Source organism: Rathayibacter sp. CAU 1779, assembly GCF_054551755.1.
In genome coordinates this window covers 71,516-97,824 of record NZ_JBTOLK010000006.1, presented here as the reverse complement: position 1 = coordinate 97,824, position 26,309 = coordinate 71,516, and the positions used below count along the sequence as shown (strand labels likewise).

The window sequence follows — 26,309 nt, the reverse complement described above, 5'->3', positions numbered from 1 at the left end:
AAGGAGATCGCTGTGGATCAGATCACCCTGCACGCCAAGATCGGCGAGGCGCTGACGGTGACGGGTGATGCGCTGGAGCCGTTCATCGCGAAGACGATCGCGGCGCGGGTGGGCACGTCCGAGGTGCCGTGGGCAGCCATTCTGCAGAAGCTCGATCAGGAACGCGGGCGGGGGATGGGCGTGTACTCGGTGCACGATCCTTCGCTGCAGCTCCGCGCGCTCACCGAGAAGCTTGGGCCGTTGGGCTTTCCGTTCGACAATGTGCTTCCGCGCATCGGCAAGGCGTATGCGAGTGAGCTGCGGCAGGTGCGCAACCTCTGGGCGCACAACGAGCCGTTCACGCCGCAGTCGGCGTTTCGGGCGATCGACACCGCCCTTCAGCTGGTCGATCTGATCGGGGCTGGAGAGGCGTCGGCGAAGCTCTCGGCTCTCAAAGACGAGGTTCTTCCCGTTCGACCGCTGGGTTCGCCGGCTGAGGATGCTCCGGCGCCCGCCCCCGAGTCCGCGCCCCTCGTGGGCGCACATCCGACCACGGATGCCGAGCCGACAACCGGCGCCGAGCTGCAGGCGGTCGATGCAAGGGGCGCCGTGGCCGCCACGCAGGGCGAACCCGCCCGGAGTCGTTCCGCCGCCACCGCTCGCGTCGACATCTCGGCCAAGCAGTTCCTCAGCTATGCCATGGCGCACGCCAGCATCGGCGTCGTCGACGAGATCGTCATCGAGAACCTGGGCGACGAAGCGCGGGCCGCGACCGTCGAGGTCGACGTGGTCAGCGCATCCGGGTCCCTGGGCGGTCCCAAGGTGCTCCTGGCCGACCTCGCCGAGAGCCCCGAGCGCGACCAGCGCACGACGACGTTGCGCGATGTCGAGCTCGTGCTCGACCCCGCCAGGATGCTCGCGGTCGACACTCTGCAGCGCGGGCAGATTCGCGTGACCGTACGCAACGCATCCGGGGCCGTGCTCGCCGAGTCCGCTCAGGACGTGCAGATTCTGGCGCACAACCAGTGGATCGCTCGTCCAACGCAGCTGGGACTCGAGCTGCTTGCTGCCCACGTGCAGCCCAACGCGACCGTCATCGACGAGCTGATTCGCGCGGCATCCGATCGGCTCAAGGCCGCGACCGGCTCGGGCAGCCTGGACTCGTACCAGTCCGGCTCGCCAGAGCGTGTGGATGCCATCGTCGCGGCGATCTACGACGCGGCACGTGCCCGTGACATCCGCTACGCGGAGCCGCCCGCCGGTTGGGGCATCTCGGGGCAGAAGGTCCGCACACCCGACGAGGTTCTCTCCGGAGGCCTCGGAACCTGCCTCGATACGACCGTCGTGCTCGCGGCCGCGCTCGAACAGGTCGGCATCAACCCCACCCTGTGGATCGCCGACCGGCATGCGTTCCTCGGCTACTGGCGAGTGGATGCCTCGCTCGGCGAGACCGCGACCACCACGGTCGACGACGTCGTGAACCGCGTCGAGCTCGGGCAGCTCGGGGTGCTCGAGACCACGATGGTGACGGGCGGGGACGAGTCGGCGGCATTCGAAGTCGCGCGGCGAGCCCCGGTGCCGTCCTTCATCGATGTCGGCGGCGACCGCCTCATCGGCGTCGTCGACATTCGTCAGGCACGCGAGTCCGGCATCTACCCGCTGCCGAGTCGCACCGTGGATGCCGACGGCAACGTTTCCGTCACGACCTACACTCCCGCCCAGCGGGCCGCGATTCTGCCGTACCAGTACAACGGGGTGACGCACGGTGCCGATGCGGCCACCGTTCCGCCGCGCGTGGCGCAGTGGAAGAACTCGCTGCTCGACCTGAGCCTGCGCAACAAGCTCATCAACTACACCGATCGCGCCGGATTCTCGCTCGCGGTCCCCTCGACGGCCATCGCCCGCTTCGAAGACCAGATCAACGCCGGCGTTCCCATCACGCTGCTGCCCAGCGACCGGGTGCAGGAGATCGACAGGGCTCGCGGCATCCGTTACGCCCGCGACCTGCACGAGGATGCTCGTGCCCAGCAGCTCGCCGAGAAACGTGAAGCGCACATCGACCTCACCGAGGCCACGTACACGAGCCGACTGCGCTACCTCGCCTACAAGGCCAAGACCATCGTCGAAGAGACGGGCGCCAACAATCTCTACCTCGCGTTCGGCATGCTTCGATGGCGTGCCGGTGATCGCGAGGTGCGCTCGCCGCTGGTGCTCGTGCCGGTGACGCTCAAGAACCCGAGCCGCAACTCCTGGTACAAGCTCGTCATCGATGAGGCAGGTCAGTCGACGCCCAACTACTGCCTCATCGAGCGGCTTCGCACCGAGCACAAGCTCGAGGTGCCCGAGCTCATGAATCCTTCAGAGGATGCCTCGGGCATCGACCTCGCCGCCACCTTCACCGCGGTGCGCACCGCTCTTTTGAGCGCGGGACTGCCGTTCCACGTGGACGAGACGGTGGACCTCGCGATTCTGCAGTTCGCGAAGTTCCGGCTCTGGAAAGACCTGGACGACAACTGGCAGACGCTCGCGGGCAACCCGCTGGTCAACCACCTCATCGAAACCCCCACGGAGCTCTTTGCCGACCCCATGTCCACGGGCGATGAGGTCGACTTCGACGACCTCGGTTCCGAGCTTCCCGTTCCGGCGGATTCGTCTCAGGTGGAAGCAGTCGCTGCCGCCGTCGCCGGCAACACATTCGTTCTGGAAGGCCCGCCCGGCACCGGCAAATCGCAGACCATCACCAACCTGCTCGCTCACGCGCTCGCCAAGGGAAAACGCGTGCTCTTCGTTGCGGAGAAGCGTGCGGCGCTCAACGTCGTGAAGCAGCGGCTCGAGGCTGCCGGCCTCGGTGCGTTCTCGCTGGACCTGCACGACAAAGGGGCCCGCCCTGCGGCGGTTCGGGCACAGATCAAGAGGGCACTCGACCTGCGCGTGCAGTCCGATGCCGAGCGGTTGACGGCGAACCGTGAAGTCGAACGCTCCAGTGCGCGTGCGCTCGCCCGATATGCCGAGCGCCTGCACGAGACGAACCCTGCGGGGTACTCGCTCTACGGAGCGCGCACGGCGGTGCTGGCATCCGACGTGAACGTTCCGGCGCTGGACATTCCGACAACCTTCGTCGCCACGACCTCCGACGACGACGTGCAGCGGCTTCGATCCGTGCTGCGGGAGCTTCCGGTCACGGCCGATCTGGCTCGACCCAGCGCCATGCATCCGTGGGGCTTCGTGGACTCCGTGCCGGGTTCAGCGGACGCGCTGCTCGACAACGCACGTAGGTTCGACGCAGCGCTCGACGGTGCGCTCGCCGCCGGGTTCGATCTTGCAGTGCTGGAACGGGTCGCCGCGGGCACCAGCGGTGATGGCGCCCGCGGTTTCGAGGCCTGGACGACGCTCGTCGATGCGCCCCGCTTCGCGCTGGAGTCGCTGGATGCCATCGGCTCACCCCAGTGGCAGGCCTTCCTCACCGGAGCGATCGGTTCGCTGGATCGGCTACAGGCGAGCGTTCCGGAGTGGTCGAGTCGGGTGCGGCCAGAGGTGCTCGATCGCGACCTCGCGGCGATCAACGCCGCGGCCCTCGAAGCTGATGCTTCAGGGATGTTCGGGCGCAAGAAGCGCCGCCGCGCCGTGCTCGCACGGTTTGCCGATCTGCTGCTCGTCGACCCGAAGACCCTCGATCTCAAGACGTTGTCGAGCCTCACCGGCGCCATGCTGGTGACGCAGCAGGCGGTGCGCGAGGTCGCCACATCGCTGCAGCAGCTGCCCCTCGCCGGTGCGCCGGTGCCGTTCAACCCGTATCTGCCAGGTCAGGCGGATGCCGTGCTCACCCGACTGCGCTGGCTCGCCTGGCTCACGCAGACGCTCTGCGCACCGGTCTCCTCGGCGGCTTCCGGGACGCCAGTGCCCGCTGATCTGGTGCGCGCCGATCTGCGCTCGTACTACGTGAGCACGCCGGCGGGAGCGCTGGCTAACGAGGTTCGCGCGCTCGCCGACACGTATCGCGCGGTCTCGCCCGTACTGCTGACGCCCGCGGCGCAGTCGTGGTCGAACAACGCTCCTCTGCATGCCTGGCGCGCCATCCGCGCCGCGCGAGTGCTCACGGATTCCACGCAGGTGAAGCGGTGGGCCGACTTCGTCGGGGCACTGGAGCCGCTTCGCGCGGTGGGACTCGCGTCTGCCCGGGAGGCGCTTCTTCGCGGCGTCGTACCTGCCGATGATGCGGTGCTGGCCTTCGACGCGGGTTTGGCCGCGGCATCCGTGATCGAGCGCGGCGAAGCGACCGGCCTCGTCGATTTCGTGCCGGAGTCGCACCTGAAGACCATCGACCGCTTCACGACGAGCTCCGCGGCCATCCGCGACGAGCTGCCGAACGAGATTCCGGCGCACGTGCTCGCGAACCGATCCTTCAGCACCGACGCCCTGCACGGGCGCATCGGATTGCTGCGCAGGCAGCTCGATCGCCAGCGCGGAGGCATGAGCGTGCGCAAGCTGCTCGAGGAATTCGGCGACCTCATCACCCAGCTGATGCCGTGCACGCTGATGAGCCCCGAGTCGGTGGCGCGGTTCTTCCCTGCACGCCAAGGAATCTTCGATCTCGTCGTGTTCGACGAGGCATCCCAGATCCGAGTCGCGGATGCCATCGGCGCGATGGGGCGCGCGGCATCGGTGGTCGTCGTGGGCGACAGCAAGCAGATGCCGCCCACGAGCTTCGCGGAGGCGTCCAGCGGGGTGGACGACGATGACGAGCAGGCTCCCGACGTCGTCGCCGACGAGGAGTCGATCCTTTCGGAATGCGCCAAGGCCGGGGTGCCGAGCAAGTGGCTGTCGTGGCACTACCGCAGTCAAGACGAGTCGCTCATTCTGTTCAGCAACCAGCATTATTACGAGAACCGGCTCTCCTCGTTCCCCGCGCCTCTGCACGAGAAGGCGACCACGACGGTCGACGGGCACGGCGTCTCCCTCGTTCGCGTGAACGGAGTGTTCGAACGCACGGGTCGCGGAAAGCTGTTGCGAACCAACCCTGTCGAGGCTGATGCGATCGTTGCGGATGTTCGCCGCAGGTTCGCCGCCTCACCCGACGCCACCCCGTCACTCGGCGTGATCACGTTCAACGCTCCGCAGCGCGACTATGTCGAGAACCTGCTGCGCGACAGCGGCGACGAGCGCATCGTGAAGGCGCTCGACGAGCCCGATGGACTGTTCGTCAAGAACCTGGAGAACGTGCAGGGCGACGAGCGCGATTGCATCCTGTTCTCGGTCGCGTTCAGTGCGAACGACCGCGGGGTGGTCCCGTTGAACTTCGGGCCGCTGTCCCGCGCCGGAGGAGAGCGGCGCCTGAACGTGGCGATCACTCGTGCACGGCGCCAGGTGGTGCTCTACTCGAGCTTCGATCCGGACGCACTTCGCACCGGAGAGACCTCGTCGATCGGGCTCAAGCACCTGCGCGAGTACCTCGAACTCGCCCAGCGCGGTGCCGATTCCGTGGCAGGCGACGGCGGGCGTCGCGCATCCATCGACCGGCATCGCGACGAGATCGCCGACGAACTGCGTCTGCGTGGATTCGCGGTCGCCACCGACGTCGGACTTTCCGAGTTCCGTGTCGACATCAGCGTCGCGCTCGCCGAGGAGCCGAGCCGGCCACTTGTCGCCGTGCTCTTGGACGGACCGACCTGGCGTTCGCGCCGCACAGTCGCCGACCGCGACGGGCTTCCCCGTGAGGTCTTGCAGGGCATCATGCGCTGGCCTGACGTGCAGCGCGTGTGGCTGCCGGAGTGGCTCTCGTCGCGCGAGGCCGTGCTCGATCGGCTGACGGATGCCGTCGCGAACGCCGCACAGGCACCGGTAGCTGCTCCCGCTCCTCTGACCGGCGAACGCAGCGTTGAAAGGCACGCCGGCGAGGGGCAGCCTGAGGCGGCTGATGGAGCGGTCGGAAGCGCAGGTGCGCCCGCCGCCGACCTCGCCGTACCCCAGGTTGCTGGCTCCGCCATGGTCGACAGAAGCGCCATGGACTCCGCAAATCATGAAGGCGGCTTCTCTCCGCTCGCAGATTCCTCCGCCCGAGCAGTCGCGAGTGTCGTCGCGTCGATGCCGACTTCGTCGACGCCGATGGCCACGGACTACTACGCGGGCAATCCGCTGGTCGTCGAGTTCGAAGCATGGGCACCCCGCTCTCTCGGCAACGTGGATGTGCTCGACGAACTGCCTCGGGTGCACGCGAGCACGCGGGTGCAGCTCGCCATCCGTGATGCGGTTGCCGCGGAGGGGCCGGTGCATCCGGATCGACTGGCGCGCCTGATCGCCGCAGCGTTCGGGCTCGGCAGGGTCAACGATGCGCGCGCGAAGTCGATCCTGCGCTGCGCACCCACCGACCTGCGGCCACGAGACGGCGAAGGTTTCTTCTGGCCCGCAGACACTGCTCCCTCCGCGTGGCAGATCGTGCGTCGTGTCGCGGCCGGCGGACAACGCTCTATCGATCAGGTGTCGCTGATCGAGATCGCGAACGCCATGCGCGTGGCGGCCGAGACGAGCGGTGGCATGGACGACACGTCACTGAAGCGCGAAGCCCTGGCACTCTTCGGAGGGCGGCGCGTGACCGAGTCGATCGGTGCGCGGTTGGATTCGGCGGTGCGGTTCGCGGTCGATAGCGAGCGTCTCGAGCGGTTGCCGAACGGGGTGCTGGTCGTACCGCGGCAATAGGTTCCGAGCTGTGGGGCCGTGAGTGCCGATAGTTACCGGCCCCAGGCATCAGCGCAGCTTTCGGATTGAGCGGCACCCCGTCATCGATAACGCCGACAACCAGCTCGTGTCGCTCGCAAAGTTGTTCCGGGGCCGGGCGCTCCGTTGCGGCGCCGGTGAGCCGGAAAGCTAGACGGCGCGCCACCGCCGCACCCCACCCCCTGGCCTCGGAGCATCCGCACCGCCGCGTTCGCGGAGCCCGATATACCCCGAGGAGACCCCATGCGCACCCCGCGAATCGTCGACGTCGAGGTGCGCCGGCTGACCGGTCCGAACCCGCGGTACGCGGACGGCCCGCATCCGGAGGGGGACCGGCAGCGGCAGGTGCAGGCGACCGACCTGTACGAGGATGCGCGCACCCCTCTTCGCGTCGCCGCCGCCGACGCACGCGAACCGCGCACGATCTCGCTGTGTTACCTGCGCATCCTCGCCGACGACGGATCGTTCGGCTTCTACGGTCCGATTGACGAGCTGCCCGGCCGTGTGGTGCTCGACGTGTACCGCGAGCTGCTGATCGGGCAGGATGCGCTGGCATCCTCCACCATCTGGGATCAGCTCGAGCGCGTCGACCGGCACAGCAGGCACGGCCTGCACAAGGCGGCGATCTCGGCGATCGACAATGCGCTCTGGGATCTGCGCGGCCGGGTCTTCGGTGCACCCGTCTGGCGGCTGCTCGGCGGGGGATCGCGGCGCAGCATTCCCGCCTACGCGAGCATGCTCGGCACACCGCTCGACGCGGAGACCATCGCGTCCGCAGCGAAGGCGGTGCAAGCCGAGGGCTACGCGGGGCAGAAGTGGTTCTTCGAGCACGGGCCGGCGAGCGGGCCGGCGAGCCTGAAGGCGAACGTCGAGCTCGTGCGACAGGTGCGCGAGGCGGTCGGCGACGACGAGCCGATCATGTTCGACGCCTACCACGGCTGGGATCTGCCCTTCGCCCGCGCCTGGGCACAGCGCGCCGAGCAGTACCGTCCTGACTGGCTTGAGGAGGCGCTGCTGCCGAACCGGCACGCGGCGTTCGCCGAGTTGCGGCGGTCGACGAGCATCCCGCTGGCCACCGGCGAGCACGTGTACGACAGGCAGGAGGTGCTCGACCTCGTGCGGGACGGCTCCATCCAGGTGCTGCAGGCCGACCCTGAGTGGTGCGGCGGCGTGACGGAGCTGACCAGGATGGCCGCGCTCGCCGAGACCTTCGGCGTCGCGTTGATCCCGCACGGGCACGGCATCCACGCGGCGCTCCACGTGATCGCGTCGCAGTCGCCCGAGGTGTGCCCGAAGGCGGAGTACCTGCTGCGGCACATGCCGTTCCGGCATCACTTCGAAGCGGATGCTCCGGCACCCGTCGGCGGCGCCTTCCCGCTTCCCACGGAACCCGGCTTCGGCATCACCATCGACGAATCGAAGGTCGAACGCGACGAACTGCTGCCGACAGCCTGACGCTGCACCGTGCGAGCGTCGAGGCGAGCGACTGAATGCCCCGCCGGATGCCCGCAATCGTCCAATGCGTTGAGGATGGCGAGGCAGCTTCGTGGCCACGTCCATGCGTGCACGTGCCTTGCCGCCTCGGCGCAGTCACTTTTTCAGCGCATGTCTTCCGAATCGTCATCGTTTCCACATGGGTGATAGCTGATGACGATTCGTTCCGCTCCGGCATGTGCCGTGGTCCCACCTGTAGAGGGCGACTTGTCCTCCCCAACCTCCAGCTGACCGACCTGTGCCCAGATTCCAGAACCCTTGCGTGGGAGGGTCGCGGGCTCGTGACAGCGTGTAGGAAGTCCTGGCATCGACTGGGTACCGAAGTGTTGTATACTCACAACAAAACCGAAAGTATGGGCTAGTGGTCAGCGCCGGCAGGCATCCCAAGAATCCCATGAACAGGGCGCTGGAGGCGCTCGATGCTGATCGCTTCGAAGTCGTTGAACTCCATAGGGACCACCGATGGGGCGTCGTCCGTTGCCTCGCCTGCTGCGAGACGACCCCGATCTGGTCGACGCCGCGTGTGCCTGAGAACAATGCCCGTCAGCTCGCGGCATTCGCGTACCGCCACCAGCATTGAGAGGGGCAGTTCATGATCGGGCACGAGTTCACGATCATCCTCGACCGACCCATTCGCGAGGATGACGAAAGCGACTACGACGCGCTGTTCGAGACCGGGTTCGACGACTCGAGTCCCGCCAACGAGAGCGGACGCGGTGTGATTCACATCGACCGTGAGGCCGGGAGTCTCGTGGAGGCCATCCTTTCCGCCGTGGTAGGCGCGCGTGCGGCAGGGTTCGATGTGGTTGGAATCGAAGATGACGATCTGGTTACCCTCAAGGGCATCGCAGAGAGGGTTGGGCGCACGTACGAGAGCATTCGCCTGTACGCCACGGGCAAGCGCGGGCCCGGCGGGTTTCCGGCACCGATGACCGCCGATGGCTACGCCTTGTATTCGTGGGCTGCCGTCTCGGATTGGCTGAGTGCGCACACCAAGCTCACGAGCCCCGCGGACGATCGCGCGCGCACCCTCGCCGCAGCCGACCACCTCTTGCGCGCCCATGCACTGATGCCGGACCTACAGGCGCTCGCTACTCTTGCCGCATAGCACTGCCTGAGGCCATGCCAGGGGCTGTTCCCGGCATCAGGCCCTGCCAGTATCGAACCCATGACCGTCGACGACGCGACGCCCACCGCAGCGCCACCCGACCACCTCGTCACCCGGATGCTTGCGCTCGCCGACGCGCGGGCATCCGTTCGGGTGATCCTGGGCATCGTCGGCGCGCCGGGCGCAGGCAAGTCGACGCTGGCCGAGGGGCTCGCCCGAGGCGCGGCGGAACACGGCCGTGGTGACGAGGTGGCGGTGCTGCCGATGGACGGCTTCCACCTCGCCGATACGGCGCTGAGCCGGCTCGGACGCCTCGAACGCAAAGGCGCGATCGACACGTTCGACGGCCACGGCGTGCTCGCGATGCTGCGCCGCGTCGCCGCCGAGCGCGATCACACCGTGTACGCGCCCGCCTTCGAACGCACGCTCGAGCAGCCGATGGCCGGCAGCATCCCGATCGACCCGAGCGTGCGCGTCGTGATCGTGGAAGGCAACTATCTGCTCGACCTGCAGGAGCCGTGGCGGGGCATCCGCTCGCTGCTCACCGAGGTGTGGTGCATCGAGACGCCAGATGACGTACGGCTGCCGCGGCTGATCGCGCGCCACGAGCGGTTCGGCAAGAGCCCGGCGGATGCCCGTGCCTGGGTCGCACGCGTCGACGAACCGAACGCGCGCCGCATCGCCGCGGGGCGGCAGCGCGCGGATCTCGTGGTGTCGCTGGAAATGTAATGGCGAGGATTCGACGTGCCCCGCGAGCTTGGGTTTCGGCGCCGCGCGCATCGCTCGGAAGCGCGCGGTGCCGAAACGCCTACAGGGTCGCCGTGACCTGAACCGTGCTCCCGGCGGGCGCGTGCGGCACCAGGTTGCCCTCGATCGCTGTGCCGTCGACCGTCAGCTTCGCCACGGCGCCGTCCGCGCCCGAGTTCGTGACGGTGATGACATACGTTGCCCCGCGCAGCACGCGGGTGACGGTGAAGCTCGGCACGTCCGGTCCGATGCGCGGGTCGACGACGAGGCCGTCATAGTCGGGGCGCACGCCGAGCAGGTACTGCGAGATGGCGACGAAGTTCCATGCGGCGGTGCCGGTCAGCCAGGAGTTCTTCGCCTCGCCGTGTCGCACAGCCTGCTTGCCGGCGATCATCTGGGCGTATGCGTACGGCTCGAGGCGGTGCACGTCGCTGATCTCTTCGCGGAAAGCTGGCGCGATCTTCTTGTACAGGTCGTAGGCGCGGCCGCCGCGGCCCACTCGGGCTTCGGCGATCATGACCCACGGGTTGTTGTGGCAGAAGATGCCGCCGTTCTCCTTGTACCCGGGCGGATACGTCGACACCTCGCCCATGTGCACCTGGTAGGTGGTGTACGCCGGATACTGCAGCACCAGGCCGTGCTCCGTGCCGAGCAGCTCGTGGACCGCATCGAGCGCCTTGATCGCCGGGGCATCCGTGTCGTCGGGGCCGGAGCCGACACCGATGCCTGCCATGATCGCGACGCCCTGCGGCTCGATCCAGATCTTGCCCTCTGGATGCTCGTCCGTGCCGATCTTGCCGCCGTAGTAGTCGTAGGCGCGCAGGAACCAGCGTCCGTCCCACCCGTGGGTCAATACCGCCTCGCTCATCTCGGCGACGAGTCCGCGGGCGCGCTCGGCGACATCCGTCAGCCCGCGGCGCTCGGCGAGTTCGGCGTACTCGGGACCGTAGAGCACGAACTGTGCGGCGATGAAGACGGATTCCGCGACCCCGCCCGTCTTGTTCTCGGTGGTCTGGAACGGTTCGCCGGGGGTCGTGGAGAACGCGTTGAGGTTCAGGCAGTCGTTCCAGTCGGCGCGGCCGATGAGCGGCAGCCCGTGCGGGCCCCGATGGTTGACCGTGAACTCGAACGAGCGGGTGAGGTGCTCGAACAGCGGCACCTCGCTCTCCGGCTCGTTGTCGAACGGGACCGGCTCGTCGAGGATCCCGAAGTCCCCGGTCTCCTTGACGTACGCGGCGACTCCCGCGATCAGCCAGAGCGGATCGTCGTTGAAGCCCGAGCCGATGTTGTTGTTGCCGCGCTTCGTGAGCGGCTGGTACTGGTGGTACGCGGATCCGTCGGGGAACTGCGTCGAGGCGATGTCGATGATGCGCTCGCGGGCACGCTCGGGCACGAGGTGCACGAAGCCGAGCAGATCCTGGTTCGAGTCGCGGAACCCCATGCCGCGGCCGATGCCGGTCTCGAAGTACGACGCAGAGCGCGACATGTTGAACGTGACCATGTTCTGGTACTGGTTCCACACGTTGACCTGGCGGTCGAGGCGCTCGTCGCCGGAACTCACGGAGTACTTCGACAGCAGCAGCGACCAGTGGTCGCGCAGGGCCTCGAGTGCGGCATCCGTCTGCTCGGCGGTCGCGAAGCGGCCCAGCAGCGCATGGGCGGGCGCCTTGTTGATGATCTGGTGATCGTCGTCGGCCCACTTCTGCTCGACCGGGTTCTCGACGTAGCCGAGCACGTAGACGAGCGTCTTCGTCTCGCCCGGCTCGAGCGTGATGTTCACCGAGTGCGACCCGATCGGATACCACCCGCTCGCGACCGAGTCCGCCGACGTGCCTGCGCGCGGAACGGATGCCTCGCCCAGCGAGTTGTACGCGCCCACGAACGTGTCGCGGTCGGTGTCGAAGCCGTCGGCGTGAGTGTTGACCGCGAAGACGGCGTAGTGATCGCGGCGCTCGCGGTACTCGGTGCGGTGGTAGATCGCCGAGCCGTGCGGCGAGTCCTGCTCGACCTCGACCTCGCCGATCGAGAGGTTGCGCTGGTAGTTCGTCTGGTCGTCTTCCGCGTTCCAGAGGCAGAACTCGACGAAGGAGAACGCCGTGAACGTCTTGGCGGCATCCGTCGTGTTCGTGAACTCGACCTTCTGCACCTCGGCGTTCTCGCCGAGCGGCACGAAGAAGAGGGTCTTCACCTTGAGGCCGCCGCGCTCACCGGTGATCGCGGAGTAGCCGAGTCCGTGGCGCGCCTCGAAGAAGTCCAGGTCGGCCTTCACCGGCAGCCAGCTGGGCGTCCATACGTCGCCGCCGTCGTTGATGTAGAGGTAGCGACCGCCGGCATCCGCGGGGATGTTGTTGTAGCGGTATCGGGTCAGGCGCCGCATCTTCGCGTCGCGGTAGAACGAGTAGCCGCCCGCCTGGTGCGAGAGCAGGGAGAAGAACTGCTCGGATCCCAGGTAGTTGATCCAGGGATACGGGGTGTGCGGGGTCGTGATGACGTACTCGCGGGCGGCGTCATCGAAGTGGCCGTAGCGCATGCTGTTCCTCGCTGTTTCTCTCATCGGCACCCATGCCGAACCGTCGGCACCCATGCCGAACGAATCGCTCGGGACGAGAGTAGCGGAAATCGTGGGAGCGCTCTCACGGGGCACCTGAACCGGTGCCGCCCGAGGCCGCGCTGGGTGGGGAAGCGCTGCAGTGCGGGCACCAGAGGAGGGCGGTGCACACACTTCGCCGCCCCACCTCGTCGGGCTGCAGGTCTCTACTGCAGCGCCTCCAGCACTGTCCCGCTCGGATGCCTTCTTCGCGGCGGCAGACGCGGCGTCATCCGCCGTCTTCTGATCGGCGTCCGCTTGCTCGGTGTCACCGTTCACGCAGTCGATGCTCGCGATCAGCCCGACACGATCAGGCTCGCCACTATGTACCTATTTGTCGTACAATCGTGCCATGATCACTTTCACCTCGCGCGAGCTCAACCGAGACGTCTCGGCGGCCAAGCGTGCCGCCGCCGAAGGACCGGTGACCATCACCGACCATGGTCGCCCCACGCACGTGCTGATGACCGCCGAGGAGTACAGCCGGATCACCGGCGCGAGGGAGAAGTTTGGTCGCCGCTTGCTGATGCCCGGCGGCGAGAAGATCGAGCTCGATCTGCCTGAGCGACGCGTCGAGGAGCGGAACCTCCACCTGTGAAGTATCTGCTCGACACCAACATTCTCAGCGAAGCAAGGCGTGGTACCGAGAAGGCACAGCTCTGGCTCGAAGACCAGGACCGAGACGATCTCGCGATCAGCGTGCTCACGCTCGCCGAGCTCGACATCGGAGTGAGGCGCAAAGAGCGCAGCGACCCGCGTCAAGGAGTGGCCCTTCGGCTCTGGCTCGACGAGGCGGTGATTCCTGCCTTTGAAAACCGCGTACTGAGCGTCGACGAACGCGTGGCAATCGAGTTCGCGCGCATGCAGGTGCCCGATCCTGTGCCGATGGTCGACGCACTCATCGCAGCGTCGGCGATCGTGCACAGCCTCACGCTCGTCACGCGCAATACCAAGGACATGCAACGCACCGGCGTGCAGTTGTTGGACCCATGGCTGCTGGGTACGCCCGACCCCTCTTGATCCCGCAGAGTGCCGCTTCGCCCGGCTCTGCTCAACACGATGGACTACTCCTTTGCCGCGGGTGTTCCGCCACATCGAGCAGACGGGCTGATCGGTCAGCCGCGCAGGGTGTGCGGGCGGCCTCACCTCCCAAACCGCACGCCGCAGGCGTGGCATCCGTAGACCGCATCATCGACGACGCAGCCAGCGGGGATGTCGCCGCGCGCCGCTACCTTCCGCGACCCGTCTCCGCTCAGCAGCCCGTACACCAGCCGACCGACTCGCGGTGAGCCGCACAGCGGGCATATCGGCTTGCCGTGCCGCCATTCGGCAGGCTCGGGCGCAGTGACAGGCACGAACCAGGGGCTCGACAGGTTTGCGCGGGCCGTGCGGGACATCCGCTCGAACTCGAAGTACTCGTCTCCAGGCATGATCGCCTCCAGTGTTCGCGGAGGTGCGTGCCTCCATCGACTTGCCGACGGCGGATGCTCGAGCTCGCCCGAGCGTCGTCGGCCGGTTCTTCCCCTGGGGCACCCCGCTCGATGGAGGAGGGTTGCCGGGCAGCCGGCCAGGTACCGACAGCTGTCACTCGTGAACCTGACATCAGGGTAGGCGGCACCTACGACATTCACGGATGAGGGGCCCGGCGCCTTCGCGCCGAGCCCCATCCGCGCGCTGCTACTTGCCGTCGGCGTTGCACATCACGAGGGCGTATGCGCCCGTCGAGGTCTGGGTCGACTTCACGACTCCGTTGACCGTGATCGTGCAGGTGATCGTCGTCGCGTCGGAGCCGGCCATCGCGCTGAGCGTCATGGAGCTGTAGTCGAAGACCCCCGTCTGCTTGAGCGTGAGCTCCTTCGACCAGGGGAGCGCGGCACCGTTCGCCGACTCCTGGCCGGACTGGCCGTTGTTCAAGGTGAAGTAGCTGATCGTCTGCGCCGTGGCGCCGTCGGAGGTCACGCTGTAGACGACATCGAGATCGGTGCTCGCCGACGCGGATGCGCTGGGTGCTGCCGACGCGCTCGTCGACGGTGACGTGATCGATGAGGCTGCGCTGTCCTCGACCGCCTTCGAGACGGCGGCGAATGCCGCCGCGTAGACGCTCACCATGATGATCGACAGCAGCAGCGCGACGCCCGAGATGATCGTGCCGGTGATCGGCAGGCCCTTCGAGCGTCCCTTCGAGACGAGGCCGATCACGCCGAGGACGAGGCCGACAACGGCGAGGGCGATCGCCGCGTAGTTCACGAACGGGATGAATGCGAAGACGAACGCGATGATCCCGAGCACCAGTGCTGCTACGCCGAGACCGCTCGACCGGCGGGGTGCAGCGGGTCCGGTCGGAGGGAGGAGAGGGGATCCGGCCGGAGGGAAGCCGCCGGCTGCGGGCGGGGGAACCTGGTTGTCGCTCATCTGTTGTGCCTTTCACATGTCTGGTGGGTGCCGCCTCGCGGACGGGCCGGGGCCGATCCGGATGCCGTGGCCGGCTCGGTGCTGTCCACCAAGAACACCAGGCGAGCGCCATTGCCCGACACGGCCGTACGGACGGATCCGCTCCGCCGAAAGGAGGGTGCTGCGCTCGCGGATTCCCCTCGAACGAAGGGCAGAGCGGAGCATCCCGGATCCCTACGATCGACTGTGTGACTCAGCCGCCCCCTCCGCCGAACCCCGACGCGACGGCGGGCGCTGCGCAGGCACCAATCACGGTGCCTGCACCGTATCCGAAGCACGCACCGTATCCCGGACCCGTGCCGTATCCAGGACCGGTGACGTATCCGGGTCCCGCACCATATCCGGGTCCCGCCCAGTACCAGGGACCCCCTCCGCACTCCGGACCTGCGCTGAACCAGCCGACACCGGCACCGAGCCGACCCCGCTGGAAGCGCATGAGTTCGCGATCCTGGACGATCACTCTCATCGTCATCAGTGCCCTGCTCGCCATCGCTGCCGGCGGCAATGTCGGGACCGACGCACCCGATGTGCCCGCGCTGCTGAAGGCGTACGCCGTGCTCGGCACCCTCGTGATGATGGCGGCATGCGCCCTGCTGTGGTGGCGTCACCGGGCGCCGTTGATCGTGGCGAGTGTCCTTACCGGGTTGACGCTCGCAATTCCCACCAGCGCACTGCCCGCGCTCGTCGCGCTCGCCGCTCTGACGTTCGCGCGAAAGGGGTGGGTGAGATGGTGCTTCATCGCAGCCGTCTTCATCTCGACGTGCGTGGCATTCTGCTGGGATCTCAGCGGACCGGACTCCAACATCGCGATCATGTTCGGCCCGTCGCACGTGGGCACGCCCGCCCGCCTCGCACTGTATTGGGTGGTGCCACTGCTCGCGGCCGTGTCCGTCGCCCCGTTCGCAGCCTTCGGTATCGGCCGGCGGATGCTGCTCGAACGCGACGGCGCCCGCCACGAAACCGCTGCTGCGCACGAGACTGTTTCGGTGCTGCAGCGCGAGGTCGACCAGCAGAAGGAACGGCAGGAGATCGCCCGCGAGCTCCACGACACCCTCGCGGCCGACCTCAGCCAGGTCGCCCTTCACGCCGGTGCGCTCGAGCTCATGGTCGACGGCGCGAACGAGCACGCCGCGGCGGCCGCGCGGGTCGTGCGCGAGTCGACGCAGCGATCCATGGACGACCTGCGCCAGATGGTGAGATCCCTGCGCGACAGCGAGCCCGCGATCGGGAAGTCGAGCGGGCTCGCCGAGGTGTCCGACCTCATCGACACGGCGATCGAGGACGGCATGGATGTTCGCGCCCGGGTCATGGTGAACGATGCCGCGACCTGCTCGCCACGAGTTGCGCACGCGGCTTTCCGTGCCGTGCAGGAAGCGATCTCGAACGCCAGGCGGCATGCGCCGGGAGCCGCGCTGTCGGTGCAGGTGAGAGGAACGCCCGAGACCGGGCTGACGGTGCACACCTCCAACCCGCTCTCCGATGTCGCGCCGTCGAGCCGCGGTGGCCGCCATGGTCTGCAGGGCATGCGGGAGCGCGTGGAACTCGTCGGCGGCACCTTCGAGGCGGGCGAGACGGCGGACGGCGCATTCGGGATCAAGGTGTGGATGCCGTGGGACGGGATCCGTCCGGATTCGTCGTAGCTGCGCGGCAACGAGTTGCCGGTCGACACCCGACCTGAGAGTGTCTCACCTCGCCCCTAAACTGACGCGGTGAGCAAGCCCGAACCCCCGCGCATCCGAGTGCTCGTCGTCGACGACGACCGGCTGGCAGCCGGAGGGATCGCGGCCATTCTCGGCACGACGGATGACATCGAGGTCGTCGGCACGAGGAGCGATGGCACGCAGGTGCAGTCCGCGATCGCGGAGCTGAATCCGGACATCGTGCTCTGCGACGTGCGGATGCCGCACCTGGACGGCGTCGAGGTGGTCCGCAGCCTCAGCGGTGCGGCAGACGCGCCGCGTTTCATCATGATGACCGCCTTCGACGAGGACGGCCGGGTGCTCGAGGCGATCGCGGCGGGCGCGGATGCCTTCATCCTCAAAGACGACGGTCCGCAGCAGATCCTCGACTCCATTCGCCAGGTCAGCGTCGGCGCGGCGGTGTTCAGCCGGCGCGCGGCCGATCAGCTCGCGGCGTGGGCGAGCGGATCCCGCGACAGCAGCGACCGGCGCGACGCGCGTGCCAAGCTGGCCCTCCTCACCGACACGGAGCGCAAGTACGCGCTCGCCTCCGTGACAGGAGCGACGGATGCCGAACTCGCCGCCGACTTCTTCGTCGCCGAGAGCACGATCAAGTCCGCGTTCGGCGGCATCCGTTCGAAGTGGGGCGCGAGGAATCGCACCGAGATCGCGGTGATCGCGACACGGGCGACGATGTAGGTGCGGCTGGCAGCTCGCGACCTGTGGCTTGCGTGAGCTCCTCGCTTTGACCTCCAGTTGGGAACTTCGTCTCCATATGGGCAACTTTGGTATCCAAATAGGTACTTTTGACTCATGGCAGCGCAGACCCGACACGCGAGGAACCTGCGCCGGGCGCTGGACTCCAACCGTCCGGCTCTTGTAGAGATCTTGGGCCGGTACAACGCCCGGAACCCCCGGCTTTTCGGCTCGGTCGCGCGCGGGGACGCAGGTGCAGGAAGCGATATCGATGTGCTCGTCGACCTGGATCCGGACTCTGGAAACGAACTCCTTCGTGTCGCGGGTATAGGAGAGGAATTCAGCCGAATCCTCGGGGTTCGCGTCGACGTGGTTGCCGGCTCACTGCTTCGTGAGCCTGTCGCGGGTGCCGCGCTTCGCGATGCTGTGGCGCTGTGAGCCGATCCGCGGAGGAACGATTCGGCGACATCGTCGCCGCTGTGGACCGTTGCATCGCTTACCGCGCCTCCCTGGAGGACGAAGAAGCTCGCATCGCCTCGATGGCCTATGACGCGGTTCTTCGCAATCTTGCCGTCATCGGAGAGGCAGTGCGTGCGTTACCGAAGGAAGAGACCGACCGGTTCCCAGGCGTGCCATGGGCGTCGATCGCCGGTCTTCGGAACGTGGTCGTGCACGAGTACTTCCGGGTGGATCGCTCCATCGTCATCGACATCGTGGACAACCAATTGGTGCCACTCGCGATGATCCTTCGCTCCCGAAGACAATGAGCGGAACGGGTGGCCACCACTGAGGTGCTTCCAGCCGATCGTCTTGCGCGCGATCACAAGTCGCCGATAGATGAAGGCGAGCCGCCGACGTTCACCGTCCACCGCTCCGCTGCAGGTACGCGATACTCCTCTCGGCATCGAACCCCAGCGCCGCCATGGCCTTCAGATACTCCGCACTCAGCGCCGCCGCCTCGCGGTGCGTCTCGTTTCTGGACAGGTCCTCCGCGATCGTCGTACCGTTCCTGCCGCGCGTCACCAGATATCCGGATGCCTCGAGTTCCTTGTACACGCGCGCGACCGTATTAGGAGCCAGGTCGAGGTCGTTCGCCAGCTGGCGAACGGACGGCAGCTTGTCGCCTGGCACGAGTTCGCCCGCGGAGATCTGGGCGATGAGCTGATCGCGCAGCTGTTCGTAGATCGGTGTCGGCAGTGACGGGTCGATGGTCAGCACGTCGGCCAGCATCCCACGCCACACTGGATCCATGCCCGCAGACATCTCGGTGGTCGCCGCAGTCATCACCGACGGCGATCGCATCCTCGCGTGCCGCCGCAACGAGGATCGCGAGGCGGGCGGGCTGTGGGAGTTCCCGGGCGGCAAGGTCGAGCCGGGGGAGTCGGCTCAGGATGCCCTGGTGCGCGAGATCCGAGAGGAGCTGGGCGTCGGCATCCGTGTAAAAGAGGTGCTGCACCGCGGCTCGACGTCTGTAGGCGGGCGGCTCGTCGACCTCAGCTGCTACTGGGCAGTGCTCACGGATGCCGCGCCCTCCTCGAGCACGGATCACGACGACATCCGCTGGTTGCGTCGCGATGAACTCCACGACGTGCAGTGGCCGGAACCGGACCGGGCGGCGGTGGCCCTGCTGGCGGGAGGCTCCAGGCCGGGGGACGCCGCGTGACCGAGCCCATGACATCCGAGTCCATGACACCCGATCCCGAGCCGTCGACGGTCACCTCGTCGACCGGATGTTTGCACTCGCCGATGCGCGGGCGTCCGATCGAGCCATCCTCGGCATCGCCGGCGCGCCCGGCGCCGGCAAGTCCACACTCGCCTCAGCGCTGGCCGACGCCGCAGCACGCCGCGGCCGTGCATCGCGCTCGTGGCGCTGCTGGCTCCCGATGTCGCGTCCCGCCCGGGCGACAGGTCCGTAGTCGCGCGGCTGCCGGAGCGGCCCGGCATGCCCGCTTCCGATTCGCGGATGTCGGTGGTAACGCCGACAATGGCTTGCGAACAATCGCCCACCGCGGAACACGACCGGATGCCTTCTACGACCAGCGCCCTTGCCCACGTGCTTGCGCTCTCCCGTCTGCGCGACGACGACGTCACGTGGCGTCTGCTGCGGGCGGACAACGGGCCGGTAGTGGTCGCCGTACTGGGTGAGCTGCTCGGGGGAGACGAACGCAGGCTGTCCGCATCCGAGTTCACGGGCCGTCTCGACGACGAGCTCGACGCACTGCGTGGGCACGGATTCGCGCTGCCGAAGAACGCTCAGGGCTACACGACGGATTGGCGTGAGGCGGGTTACCTCATCCGACGTCCGTCGCCTGAGGCGCGCGGCGAGACGTACGAGCTGTCGGCGGGAGCGCTCGCCGCGATCCGCATTCTCGATGGTCTCGCCGAGCCGCGGCAGACAGCGACGGAGTCGCGACTGTCCTCCATCCAGGCGCAACTGGAACGCCTTGCGATCGATACCGATCCGGATGCAACGCGCAGGCTCGAAACGCTGCATGAGCAACGCGACGCGATCGACGAACAGATCGAGCGCATCGGTGCCGGCGATCTGGACGCGTACCTCCTCGACGACGAGAGGGCCGTCGAGCGGGTGAACGACATCCTGGCGCAGGTGTCGGAGCTGCCCAGCGATTTCGCGCGGGTGCGAGGGGCGTTCGAGGGGCTGAACCGCACGTTGCGGGAGCGCATCGTCGAGTCCGGGCCGACGCAGGGGCATGTGCTCGACGAGGTGTTCCGTGGCGTCGACCTGATTTCGGAGAGCGAACACGGTCGCAGCTTCGCGGCGTTCAGCGCGCTGGTGCTCGATCCGGAACGGGGTGCCGCGTTCGACGCTGATGTGGAGCGCGTACTCGACAGGTCCTTCGCGAGCAAGCTGACGGCATCCGAGCGCAGAGCCCTTCGCCGGTTCATGCGCAGCCTGACGGAACTGAGTGGTGAGATTCACGATGTCATCACGGGATTTGCGCGAGGCCTGCGACGCTTTGTGCAATCGCAGGACTTTCAGCGCGATCGGGTTCTGCGCCGCGTCATCGAGGATGCCCTCGGTGCGGCCGTCGGGACCGCTGCAGCGGTCCCGCCTTATCAGCAGACACGGCTCGCTCTCGAGCTGTCATCGATCGAGACCGCCAGCGCCGGTGCGATCGAGCTGCACAATCCGGGATCGTTCGATGCGACTCGTCCGATCATTGCCAACGAGCCCGAGCTCGTCGACCTCGAAGCGCTGAAGGCCATCGCGCGTGAGACCGAGATCGACTTCGACGAGCTCACCGGCAACATCAACGTCGAGCTACTGCGCGCCGAGATCGTGACGGTCGCCGGGGTGCTGGCGCGGCACACCGCAACGCAGGGCGTTGCGAGCGTCGTCGGATTGATCGCACTCGCCGAGTCGTTCGGCGAACGTGTCGAGGGAGAGACGGAGACAGTGACGTGGACCGGTCGCGGAGCCGCGGACATCGACGTCGAGCGTGAGGCCCTCATCCCGAGCTACCGATTCACCCGGAGGATCGCATGAACGACACGATCGACGTCAGGATCGGTGACGCCGAACACAGCATCGACGGGGCGGAAGACGTGCCGGAGTCCGGGCACGCGTCGCCGCCGTCGGCGAATCTGTGGGGCGGGGACACCGGCATCCTCGGCGAGGCGTCGCGACGCGCCCTTGTGCAGTTGATCAAGGGTCCCTACCTCTCCGGCGATCGCAGTCCCGGACTGTGGGCCGCGCTGCTGGCTGATCAGCGCGCGATCACCATCCGCTTGCACGAGCTGTTCCTCGACCTGGTCATCGACCCGCTGGCCGAGTTCGCCTTCGTGCGGAACGCGTCGACCGGCGAGTTCGCCGCACCCAGCACCGTTCGCACCCAGGCACTGACGTTCATCGACTCCGCGATGCTGCTCGTGCTCCGCGACCTGCTGCTGCGCAGGGAGAGCGAGGGTCGCGTCATCGTGGGACGCGAGGAGGTCTTCGAGCGGTTGTCTGTCTATCGGGGAGTTGATCGGGACGAATCCGACTTCGCGAAACGGTTGAACTCGGCCTGGCTGAAGATGCGGGAGAAGCTGCGGGTCGTTCACCGCACAGGGCGGGCCGACGATCCCGAGGATCGTGTCGAGATCTCGCCGGTGCTGCGGCTTATCCTCGACGCGGATCAGGTGCGTGCCGTGACTGCGGAATACGCCCGGCTCGTCGGCACCACGGCGCGAGACACGGCAGGGACGGACGAAGCCGACGACGACGCGGGCGACGACGCTGCAGGCAGGGACGCCGCAAGCGAGGACGACGCCGGGGAGGGCATCCTGTGAGCCTGTTCGATCTTGCGACGCTTGCACAAGCATCCGAGGGCCCGAACGCTGCGGTGCTGCCGGGACAATGGCGACTTGCCCGCATCGAACTGATCGACTGGGGCACGTTCCCCGGGCACACCTCCATCGACATCGCCCGCAAGGGACACCTGATCACCGGCGCATCCGGTTCGGGCAAGTCGTCGCTTCTCGATGCGATTGCCACAGTGCTCACGCCTGGCAAGTGGCTCAAGTTCAACGCCGCGGCACAAGATGCCTCCTCCCGCGGCGACGACCGCACTCTGGTCAGCTACGTGCGCGGCGCGTGGAAAAAGGAAGCGGATGCCATCGAAGACCGTGCCGTCGCCGCCTACCTCCGCACGGGGGCGACCTGGAGCGGAATCCTGCTGGTATTCGACAACGGGCAGGGCGATCGTGCCTCGCTCGCCCGGCTCTTTCACCTCCGCGCCGGCTCGGACGACAGATCCACGCTCAAGAGCGCGGCGGTCGCCGACCGTGGCGATTACTCGCTGCCCGCATTCGCACCGTTCGTTCAGGCGGGAATCGATGCGCGAAGCCTTAAGCGGAACTGGCCGACGGCGACGGTCACGACGGGCAGCAACGGTGACTATTTCGTGCGCGCCGGCAAGCTGCTGGGAATCCCGAGTGAGAACGCGCTGCTTCTTCTGCACAAGACGCAGTCGGCGAAGAACCTCTCGAGCCTCGATCATCTGTTCCGCACCTTCATGCTCGACTATCCGGGCACCTTCGCCAGGGCGGCGAATGCCGTCGAGCAGTTCGGCGAGCTGAACCGCGCGCACGAGCTCGTCGTCGATGCCCGCGATCAGCTGGAGGCTCTGCGTGCGCTCGAGCCCAACATCGCCCGCTACGAGAAGGCGACGGCCGACGGAACGAATGCAGAGCGGTTGGCCGCTCTGATCGACGTGTTCGAGCAGCGGCTGCTGATCGAGGTGACCTCCCAAGAGCGTGCGGATGCCGCAGCCCTGCGTCCTGCGGCCCTCGACGATGCGCGGGCCGCGCGCGCTGAATCGGATGCGGCCGACGAGGCCGTGCGTGTCGCCGACCTACGGGTCAACCAGCTCGGTGGAGGAGAAGCCGCAGCAGCACGAGACCGGTTGGAGAACGCACAGAAGGATGCGAAACGCGTCGACGACGACTGGGGTCGCTTCGAAGACGAACTGCGTCGAGTCGGCCTGGCCGCTCCGGCATCGGTCGCCGAGTTCGGAGAGTTGCAGGAGTCGGCGAGGCGGGACCTCGCCTCGGTCGACTTCGGGGCCGGCGTCGGCGCGTTCGACGAGCACCGCACGTGGGCCGACGCGAAACGGATGCTCGATCGGCTCGATACCGAAATAGCCGAGCTCCGGAGCCGCCGCAGCAACATGCCGGCCTCTCTGCAGCTCGCCCGACGACGCATCGCCGATGAGCTCGGTGTCGACGAAGCAGCCTTGCCCTTCGCCGGGGAACTCGTCGACGTGGCTCGGGAACACGGTGACTGGACGGGGGCGATCGAGCGGGTCTTGCGCCCGCTGGCCGTCACCATGCTCGTGCGCGATGAGAACATCGCGGCCGTGCGACGCATCGTCGACGGCATGCATCTCGGTGCCCGGCTGCGCTACGAGTCTGTCCCTGCCGTCGCCGCCGCACCACGACCGGCCCGCGACGAGCGTTCGCTGCTGAACAGGGTGACGGTTTCGGCCGGCGCGTTCGCCGACTGGCTGCGGTGGCGACTGTCAGACCAGTACGACACGGCGTGCGTCGAGCACCCCGACGACCTGGATGCCGTCGAACGCGGCGTCACGCGGGCCGGCCAGGTGAAAACGGGAAAGCGACGCTACGAGAAGAACGACGTTGACCGCATCGACGATCGCACCAAGTGGGTGCTCGGTGCCGACAATGCAGCGAAGCTCTCCGCGCTGCGGGTGCAGCGACAGGAGGCTGCGGATCGTCTGGCCTCCGCGGAGAGCGTTCTCGCTCGCATGCAGGCCGAGCGCGACGCGCAGCAGCGCCGCCGCAGTGTCCTCGAATCCGTGGTGCGGCAGGAATGGTCGCGCATCGACAGGAATTCCGCGAGCAGGCTGGTGACGCAACGTCGCAGCGAGTACGAAGCACTGGCGTCCGCCACCGACGAGCTTGCGGATGCCTCTCTTGCACTCGAGAAGGCGCGGGAGCGACATCGAGCGGCATTCGAGCGTCTGGTGAAGGCCGACTCCCAGCTGAGCGGACTCGACGAGCGTATCGAGACCCTGACGGATGAGCTCGAACGGCTCGCTGCGGCCGCGCAAGGCACGAGTATGCACAGCGAGGACGAGGCCGATCTGCGCGCCCGTTACCGAGCGGTGCAGCGCAAGCTCGACCGTGCGACGGTGTCGAACGCGTCACGACAGGTGGCTGCCGCGCTGAGCCAGGCGCAGAACGCGGCGCAACGGGATGCAGGCAACGCGCGTTCCGGGTTCGAGGAGCGTGCACACGTTTTCCGAACCCGGTGGCCGGCCATCGGCGCCGATCTGACGCCCTCGATCGATGACAGGGACGCGTACCACGCCCTCCGTACCGACATCGAGTCGAAGGGCTTGCCGGAGTACGAACAGCGCTTCCTTCAGCTGCTGCGCGACAAGTCGCGCGAGCTCATCGCTTACCTGCTGCGTGACATTCGCGAAGCGCCGAAGCTCATCAGGGAGCGAGTGGATCCGGTGAACGACTCGCTGTCGCGCTCGCAATTCGACCGAGACCGGTTCTTGAAGATCCGGGTGAAGGAGCAGCGCAGTGGCGAGGTCGAGCGGTTCCTCGACGACCTCGGACGTATCACCTCGGGTTCATGGGACGACGAAGGCATCGGCCGTGCTGAGGAACGGTTCGCCGTTCTGCAGGGTGTGATGGGCCGACTCGGGTCGAGTACGAACGAAGACGCTCTGTGGCGGCAACGTGTTCTCGACACACGCGAGCACGTCACGTTCCAGGCGCACGAGCTCGATCGCTGGGGCGAGGTTGTGAACGTGCACGACTCGAGCGCCGGACTCTCCGGCGGACAGCGCCAGAAGCTGGTCATCTTCTGCCTGGCGGCGGCGTTGAGATACCAGCTCACCCGCGACGAGGTGGAGACGCCTGCGTACGCGACGATCGTGCTGGATGAGGCGTTCGACAAGGCCGACGCGGTCTTCACCCGCATGGCGCTTGACGTGTTCCGAGAATTCGGGTTCCACCTGCTTCTGGCCACGCCGCAGAAGCTCCTTTCCACGATCGAGCCCTATGTGGGTGCTGTCACCTCGATCTCGAACGAGACACGCGCGCATTCAAGGGTGGCGAATGTCGTGATCCGGGAGCGTGCGGTCCACACCGTCGGCACCGACATCGGTGACGTAAGCGACGGTGTCGCGTGACGTCGGGACGGATGCTCACCCCGACCGCGGCGCGCGAGCGGGCTGCGAGCGTGGTGCGACGCGGGCTCACGACGTGGGCGGTCGCGGGAGGTGACGGTGTCGTGCTCGACGTGCCGCTGAACCCTCCGACCGAGGCGGAAGTCTTCGCCGACCATGCGCACGCGATCGCGTGGACGCGATCGTGGGACGGCATCGAGGGCGTGCAATGGCAGCGGCGGCAGTGGACGAGCGTGGGCGCGCAGCGCGTTCCCGAGCGACTCGTGCTGCGGGGTGCGGATGCCATCGCACGGTTCGCGGGACGGCAACAGCACCGCGAGTGGATGCTTCTGCACGGCAGGATGCGCGCGCTCGAAGCGCGGCTCCGGGGCGATGGCCGGATCGACGTTGTCGATGTGTTCGCGGTGGCGCTTCGACGCAACGGCCGCGCACTCCTCGCGATCGACGACGCCGACTTCGAGCGGCTGCTCGACGTGCTGACATGGTTCGACGGGCATCCCGAGTCGGGGTATCGGCTGCGGCAGGTTCCCGTGCGCGGCGTGGACACGAAATGGATCGGCAAGCACCGCGGTCTGGTGGCGTCGCTGCACACGGCGCTGAGCGGTCGGGAGTCGTTGGGACTCGTCGCAGGTGAGCCCCGCATTCGAGCACGCATTCTCGATGACGCGCTGGTTCCCGCGGGGTTCGGAGCGCTCCGCGATGTGGAGGCGCCGGCATCCGAGCTCGCTTCGCTTCGGCTGCAGCCACGGAACGTGCTCGTCGTGGAGAACCTGGAGACGCTGCTCGCGCTCGAACGCTACGCCGACACGATCGCCGTGTTCGGGGGAGGATTCGGTGCAGGAAGCCGTCTCGCGTTGCTGCCGTGGGCATCCGATGCCGACGTCGACCTCCTCTATTGGGGCGATCTCGACTCGCACGGGTTCGCGATTCTCGACGAGTTCCGCGCGTGGCACCCGCGTGCCAGGAGCGTGCTGATGGATGAGGCGACCCTTCTCGCGAATCGCGACCTGTGGGTGCGTGAGCCCGCACCGACCGCAGCAGCCTTGAGCCGCCTCACCGATGCAGAGCGAGCCGCGCTGGCGCTGCTTGCCGGCGAGGGTGGGGTGCGACTGGAACAGGAGCGGGTGCCGTGGGCGGATGCGGTAGGAGTCCTCAGGCGGACGCTCGGCTGATGGTCCGTGCATTTGATC

The 26,309-nt window shown here is 67.4% G+C and carries 18 protein-coding genes and 1 riboswitch; of the genes, 15 read left to right on the top strand and 3 right to left on the bottom strand.

Annotated features, from left to right (window positions below; all coding sequences use genetic code 11):
• Positions 1 to 12 precede the first annotated feature (12 nt).
• From ACX9R5_RS18620 to ACX9R5_RS18605, 4 genes are all read left to right on the top strand, one after another.
• Complete coding sequence (locus ACX9R5_RS18620) at positions 13 to 6,672, top strand: DUF3320 domain-containing protein (protein WP_459410558.1); 6,660 nt, start codon at positions 13 to 15, stop codon at positions 6,670 to 6,672.
• 261 nt (positions 6,673 to 6,933) lie between these two features.
• The gene (locus ACX9R5_RS18615) at positions 6,934 to 8,145 is read left to right on the top strand and encodes an enolase C-terminal domain-like protein (protein WP_459410557.1); all 1,212 of its coding nucleotides are present in this window, start codon (positions 6,934 to 6,936) and stop codon (positions 8,143 to 8,145) included.
• Between the two features lie 631 nt (positions 8,146 to 8,776).
• Positions 8,777 to 9,292 carry a hypothetical protein gene (locus ACX9R5_RS18610; protein WP_459410556.1) on the top strand — a complete coding sequence of 172 codons (516 nt, stop codon included), beginning with the start codon at positions 8,777 to 8,779 and terminating at the stop codon, positions 9,290 to 9,292.
• A gap of 60 nt (positions 9,293 to 9,352) precedes the next feature.
• Positions 9,353 to 10,021 (top strand): nucleoside/nucleotide kinase family protein, encoded by a 669-nt coding sequence (locus ACX9R5_RS18605; protein WP_459410555.1) that lies wholly within the window; start codon positions 9,353 to 9,355, stop codon positions 10,019 to 10,021.
• Positions 10,022 to 10,100: 79 nt separating this feature from the next.
• Here ACX9R5_RS18605 and ACX9R5_RS18600 read toward each other — a convergent pair whose 3' ends face one another.
• Positions 10,101 to 12,593, bottom strand: coding sequence for a GH36-type glycosyl hydrolase domain-containing protein (locus ACX9R5_RS18600; RefSeq protein ID WP_459410554.1), 2,493 nt, complete (start codon positions 12,591 to 12,593; stop codon positions 10,101 to 10,103).
• 385 nt (positions 12,594 to 12,978) lie between these two features.
• Here ACX9R5_RS18600 and ACX9R5_RS18595 point away from each other — a divergent pair, with 385 nt between their 5' ends.
• Both ACX9R5_RS18595 and ACX9R5_RS18590 read left to right on the top strand, forming a co-directional pair.
• A complete protein-coding gene (locus ACX9R5_RS18595) occupies positions 12,979 to 13,224 on the top strand; it encodes a type II toxin-antitoxin system Phd/YefM family antitoxin (protein ID WP_459410553.1) in 246 nt (81 codons plus the stop codon).
• Complete coding sequence (locus ACX9R5_RS18590; protein ID WP_459410552.1) at positions 13,221 to 13,646, top strand: PIN domain-containing protein; 426 nt, start codon at positions 13,221 to 13,223, stop codon at positions 13,644 to 13,646. The genes ACX9R5_RS18595 and ACX9R5_RS18590 overlap by 4 nt, the downstream gene beginning before the upstream one ends.
• A gap of 444 nt (positions 13,647 to 14,090) precedes the next feature.
• A riboswitch (SAM riboswitch) is annotated at positions 14,091 to 14,222 on the bottom strand.
• A gap of 81 nt (positions 14,223 to 14,303) precedes the next feature.
• On the opposite strand, the gene ACX9R5_RS18585 is transcribed toward ACX9R5_RS18590, so the two are convergent.
• Positions 14,304 to 15,038: an MmpS family transport accessory protein gene (locus ACX9R5_RS18585; protein ID WP_459410551.1), complete on the bottom strand. Its 735-nt coding sequence runs from the start codon at positions 15,036 to 15,038 to the stop codon at positions 14,304 to 14,306.
• A gap of 473 nt (positions 15,039 to 15,511) precedes the next feature.
• Between ACX9R5_RS18585 and ACX9R5_RS18580 the strand changes: the two genes are divergently transcribed.
• The 4 genes from ACX9R5_RS18580 (at position 15,512) to ACX9R5_RS18565 (ending at position 18,219) form a co-directional block, all read left to right on the top strand.
• A complete protein-coding gene (locus tag ACX9R5_RS18580) occupies positions 15,512 to 16,717 on the top strand; it encodes a sensor histidine kinase (protein ID WP_459410550.1) in 1,206 nt (401 codons plus the stop codon).
• A gap of 69 nt (positions 16,718 to 16,786) precedes the next feature.
• Positions 16,787 to 17,455 carry a response regulator gene (locus ACX9R5_RS18575; RefSeq protein ID WP_459410549.1) on the top strand — a complete coding sequence of 223 codons (669 nt, stop codon included), beginning with the start codon at positions 16,787 to 16,789 and terminating at the stop codon, positions 17,453 to 17,455.
• Between the two features lie 114 nt (positions 17,456 to 17,569).
• Complete coding sequence (locus ACX9R5_RS18570; protein ID WP_459410548.1) at positions 17,570 to 17,890, top strand: nucleotidyltransferase family protein; 321 nt, start codon at positions 17,570 to 17,572, stop codon at positions 17,888 to 17,890.
• Positions 17,887 to 18,219 (top strand): HepT-like ribonuclease domain-containing protein, encoded by a 333-nt coding sequence (locus tag ACX9R5_RS18565; RefSeq protein WP_459410547.1) that lies wholly within the window; start codon positions 17,887 to 17,889, stop codon positions 18,217 to 18,219. The genes ACX9R5_RS18570 and ACX9R5_RS18565 overlap by 4 nt, the downstream gene beginning before the upstream one ends.
• Positions 18,220 to 18,310: 91 nt before the next feature.
• Here ACX9R5_RS18565 and ACX9R5_RS18560 read toward each other — a convergent pair whose 3' ends face one another.
• Positions 18,311 to 18,703: a GntR family transcriptional regulator gene (locus tag ACX9R5_RS18560; protein WP_459410546.1), complete on the bottom strand. Its 393-nt coding sequence runs from the start codon at positions 18,701 to 18,703 to the stop codon at positions 18,311 to 18,313.
• Between ACX9R5_RS18560 and ACX9R5_RS18555 the strand changes: the two genes are divergently transcribed.
• From ACX9R5_RS18555 to ACX9R5_RS18535, 5 genes are all read left to right on the top strand, one after another.
• Positions 18,702 to 19,115, top strand: a complete 414-nt coding sequence (locus ACX9R5_RS18555) for a (deoxy)nucleoside triphosphate pyrophosphohydrolase (protein ID WP_459410545.1) — start codon at positions 18,702 to 18,704, stop codon at positions 19,113 to 19,115. The genes ACX9R5_RS18560 and ACX9R5_RS18555 overlap by 2 nt on opposite strands.
• Positions 19,116 to 19,475: 360 nt before the next feature.
• Positions 19,476 to 20,960, top strand: a complete 1,485-nt coding sequence (locus tag ACX9R5_RS18550) for a DUF3375 domain-containing protein (RefSeq protein WP_459410544.1) — start codon at positions 19,476 to 19,478, stop codon at positions 20,958 to 20,960.
• Positions 20,957 to 21,745, top strand: coding sequence for a DUF4194 domain-containing protein (locus tag ACX9R5_RS18545; RefSeq protein WP_459410543.1), 789 nt, complete (start codon positions 20,957 to 20,959; stop codon positions 21,743 to 21,745). The genes ACX9R5_RS18550 and ACX9R5_RS18545 overlap by 4 nt, the downstream gene beginning before the upstream one ends.
• The gene (locus ACX9R5_RS18540; RefSeq protein ID WP_459410542.1) at positions 21,742 to 25,122 is read left to right on the top strand and encodes an ATP-binding protein; all 3,381 of its coding nucleotides are present in this window, start codon (positions 21,742 to 21,744) and stop codon (positions 25,120 to 25,122) included. Before ACX9R5_RS18545 ends, ACX9R5_RS18540 begins: the two co-directional genes overlap by 4 nt.
• A complete protein-coding gene (locus ACX9R5_RS18535) occupies positions 25,119 to 26,291 on the top strand; it encodes a Wadjet anti-phage system protein JetD domain-containing protein (protein WP_459410541.1) in 1,173 nt (390 codons plus the stop codon). The genes ACX9R5_RS18540 and ACX9R5_RS18535 overlap by 4 nt, the downstream gene beginning before the upstream one ends.
• Positions 26,292 to 26,309 lie beyond the last annotated feature (18 nt).

Coding starts and splice junctions, on each gene's coding strand:
- ACX9R5_RS18615 (WP_459410557.1), top strand. CDS start 6,934: ATGCGCACCCCGCGAATCGTCGACGTCGAGGTGCGCCGGCTGACCGGT.
- ACX9R5_RS18610 (WP_459410556.1), top strand. CDS start 8,777: ATGATCGGGCACGAGTTCACGATCATCCTCGACCGACCCATTCGCGAG.
- ACX9R5_RS18605 (WP_459410555.1), top strand. CDS start 9,353: ATGACCGTCGACGACGCGACGCCCACCGCAGCGCCACCCGACCACCTC.
- ACX9R5_RS18600 (WP_459410554.1), bottom strand. CDS start 12,593: ATGAGAGAAACAGCGAGGAACAGCATGCGCTACGGCCACTTCGATGAC.
- ACX9R5_RS18595 (WP_459410553.1), top strand. CDS start 12,979: ATGATCACTTTCACCTCGCGCGAGCTCAACCGAGACGTCTCGGCGGCC.
- ACX9R5_RS18585 (WP_459410551.1), bottom strand. CDS start 15,038: ATGAGCGACAACCAGGTTCCCCCGCCCGCAGCCGGCGGCTTCCCTCCG.
- ACX9R5_RS18580 (WP_459410550.1), top strand. CDS start 15,512: ATGAGTTCGCGATCCTGGACGATCACTCTCATCGTCATCAGTGCCCTG.
- ACX9R5_RS18570 (WP_459410548.1), top strand. CDS start 17,570: ATGGCAGCGCAGACCCGACACGCGAGGAACCTGCGCCGGGCGCTGGAC.
- ACX9R5_RS18555 (WP_459410545.1), top strand. CDS start 18,702: ATGCCCGCAGACATCTCGGTGGTCGCCGCAGTCATCACCGACGGCGAT.
- ACX9R5_RS18560 (WP_459410546.1), bottom strand. CDS start 18,703: ATGGATCCAGTGTGGCGTGGGATGCTGGCCGACGTGCTGACCATCGAC.
- ACX9R5_RS18550 (WP_459410544.1), top strand. CDS start 19,476: ATGCCTTCTACGACCAGCGCCCTTGCCCACGTGCTTGCGCTCTCCCGT.
- ACX9R5_RS18545 (WP_459410543.1), top strand. CDS start 20,957: ATGAACGACACGATCGACGTCAGGATCGGTGACGCCGAACACAGCATC.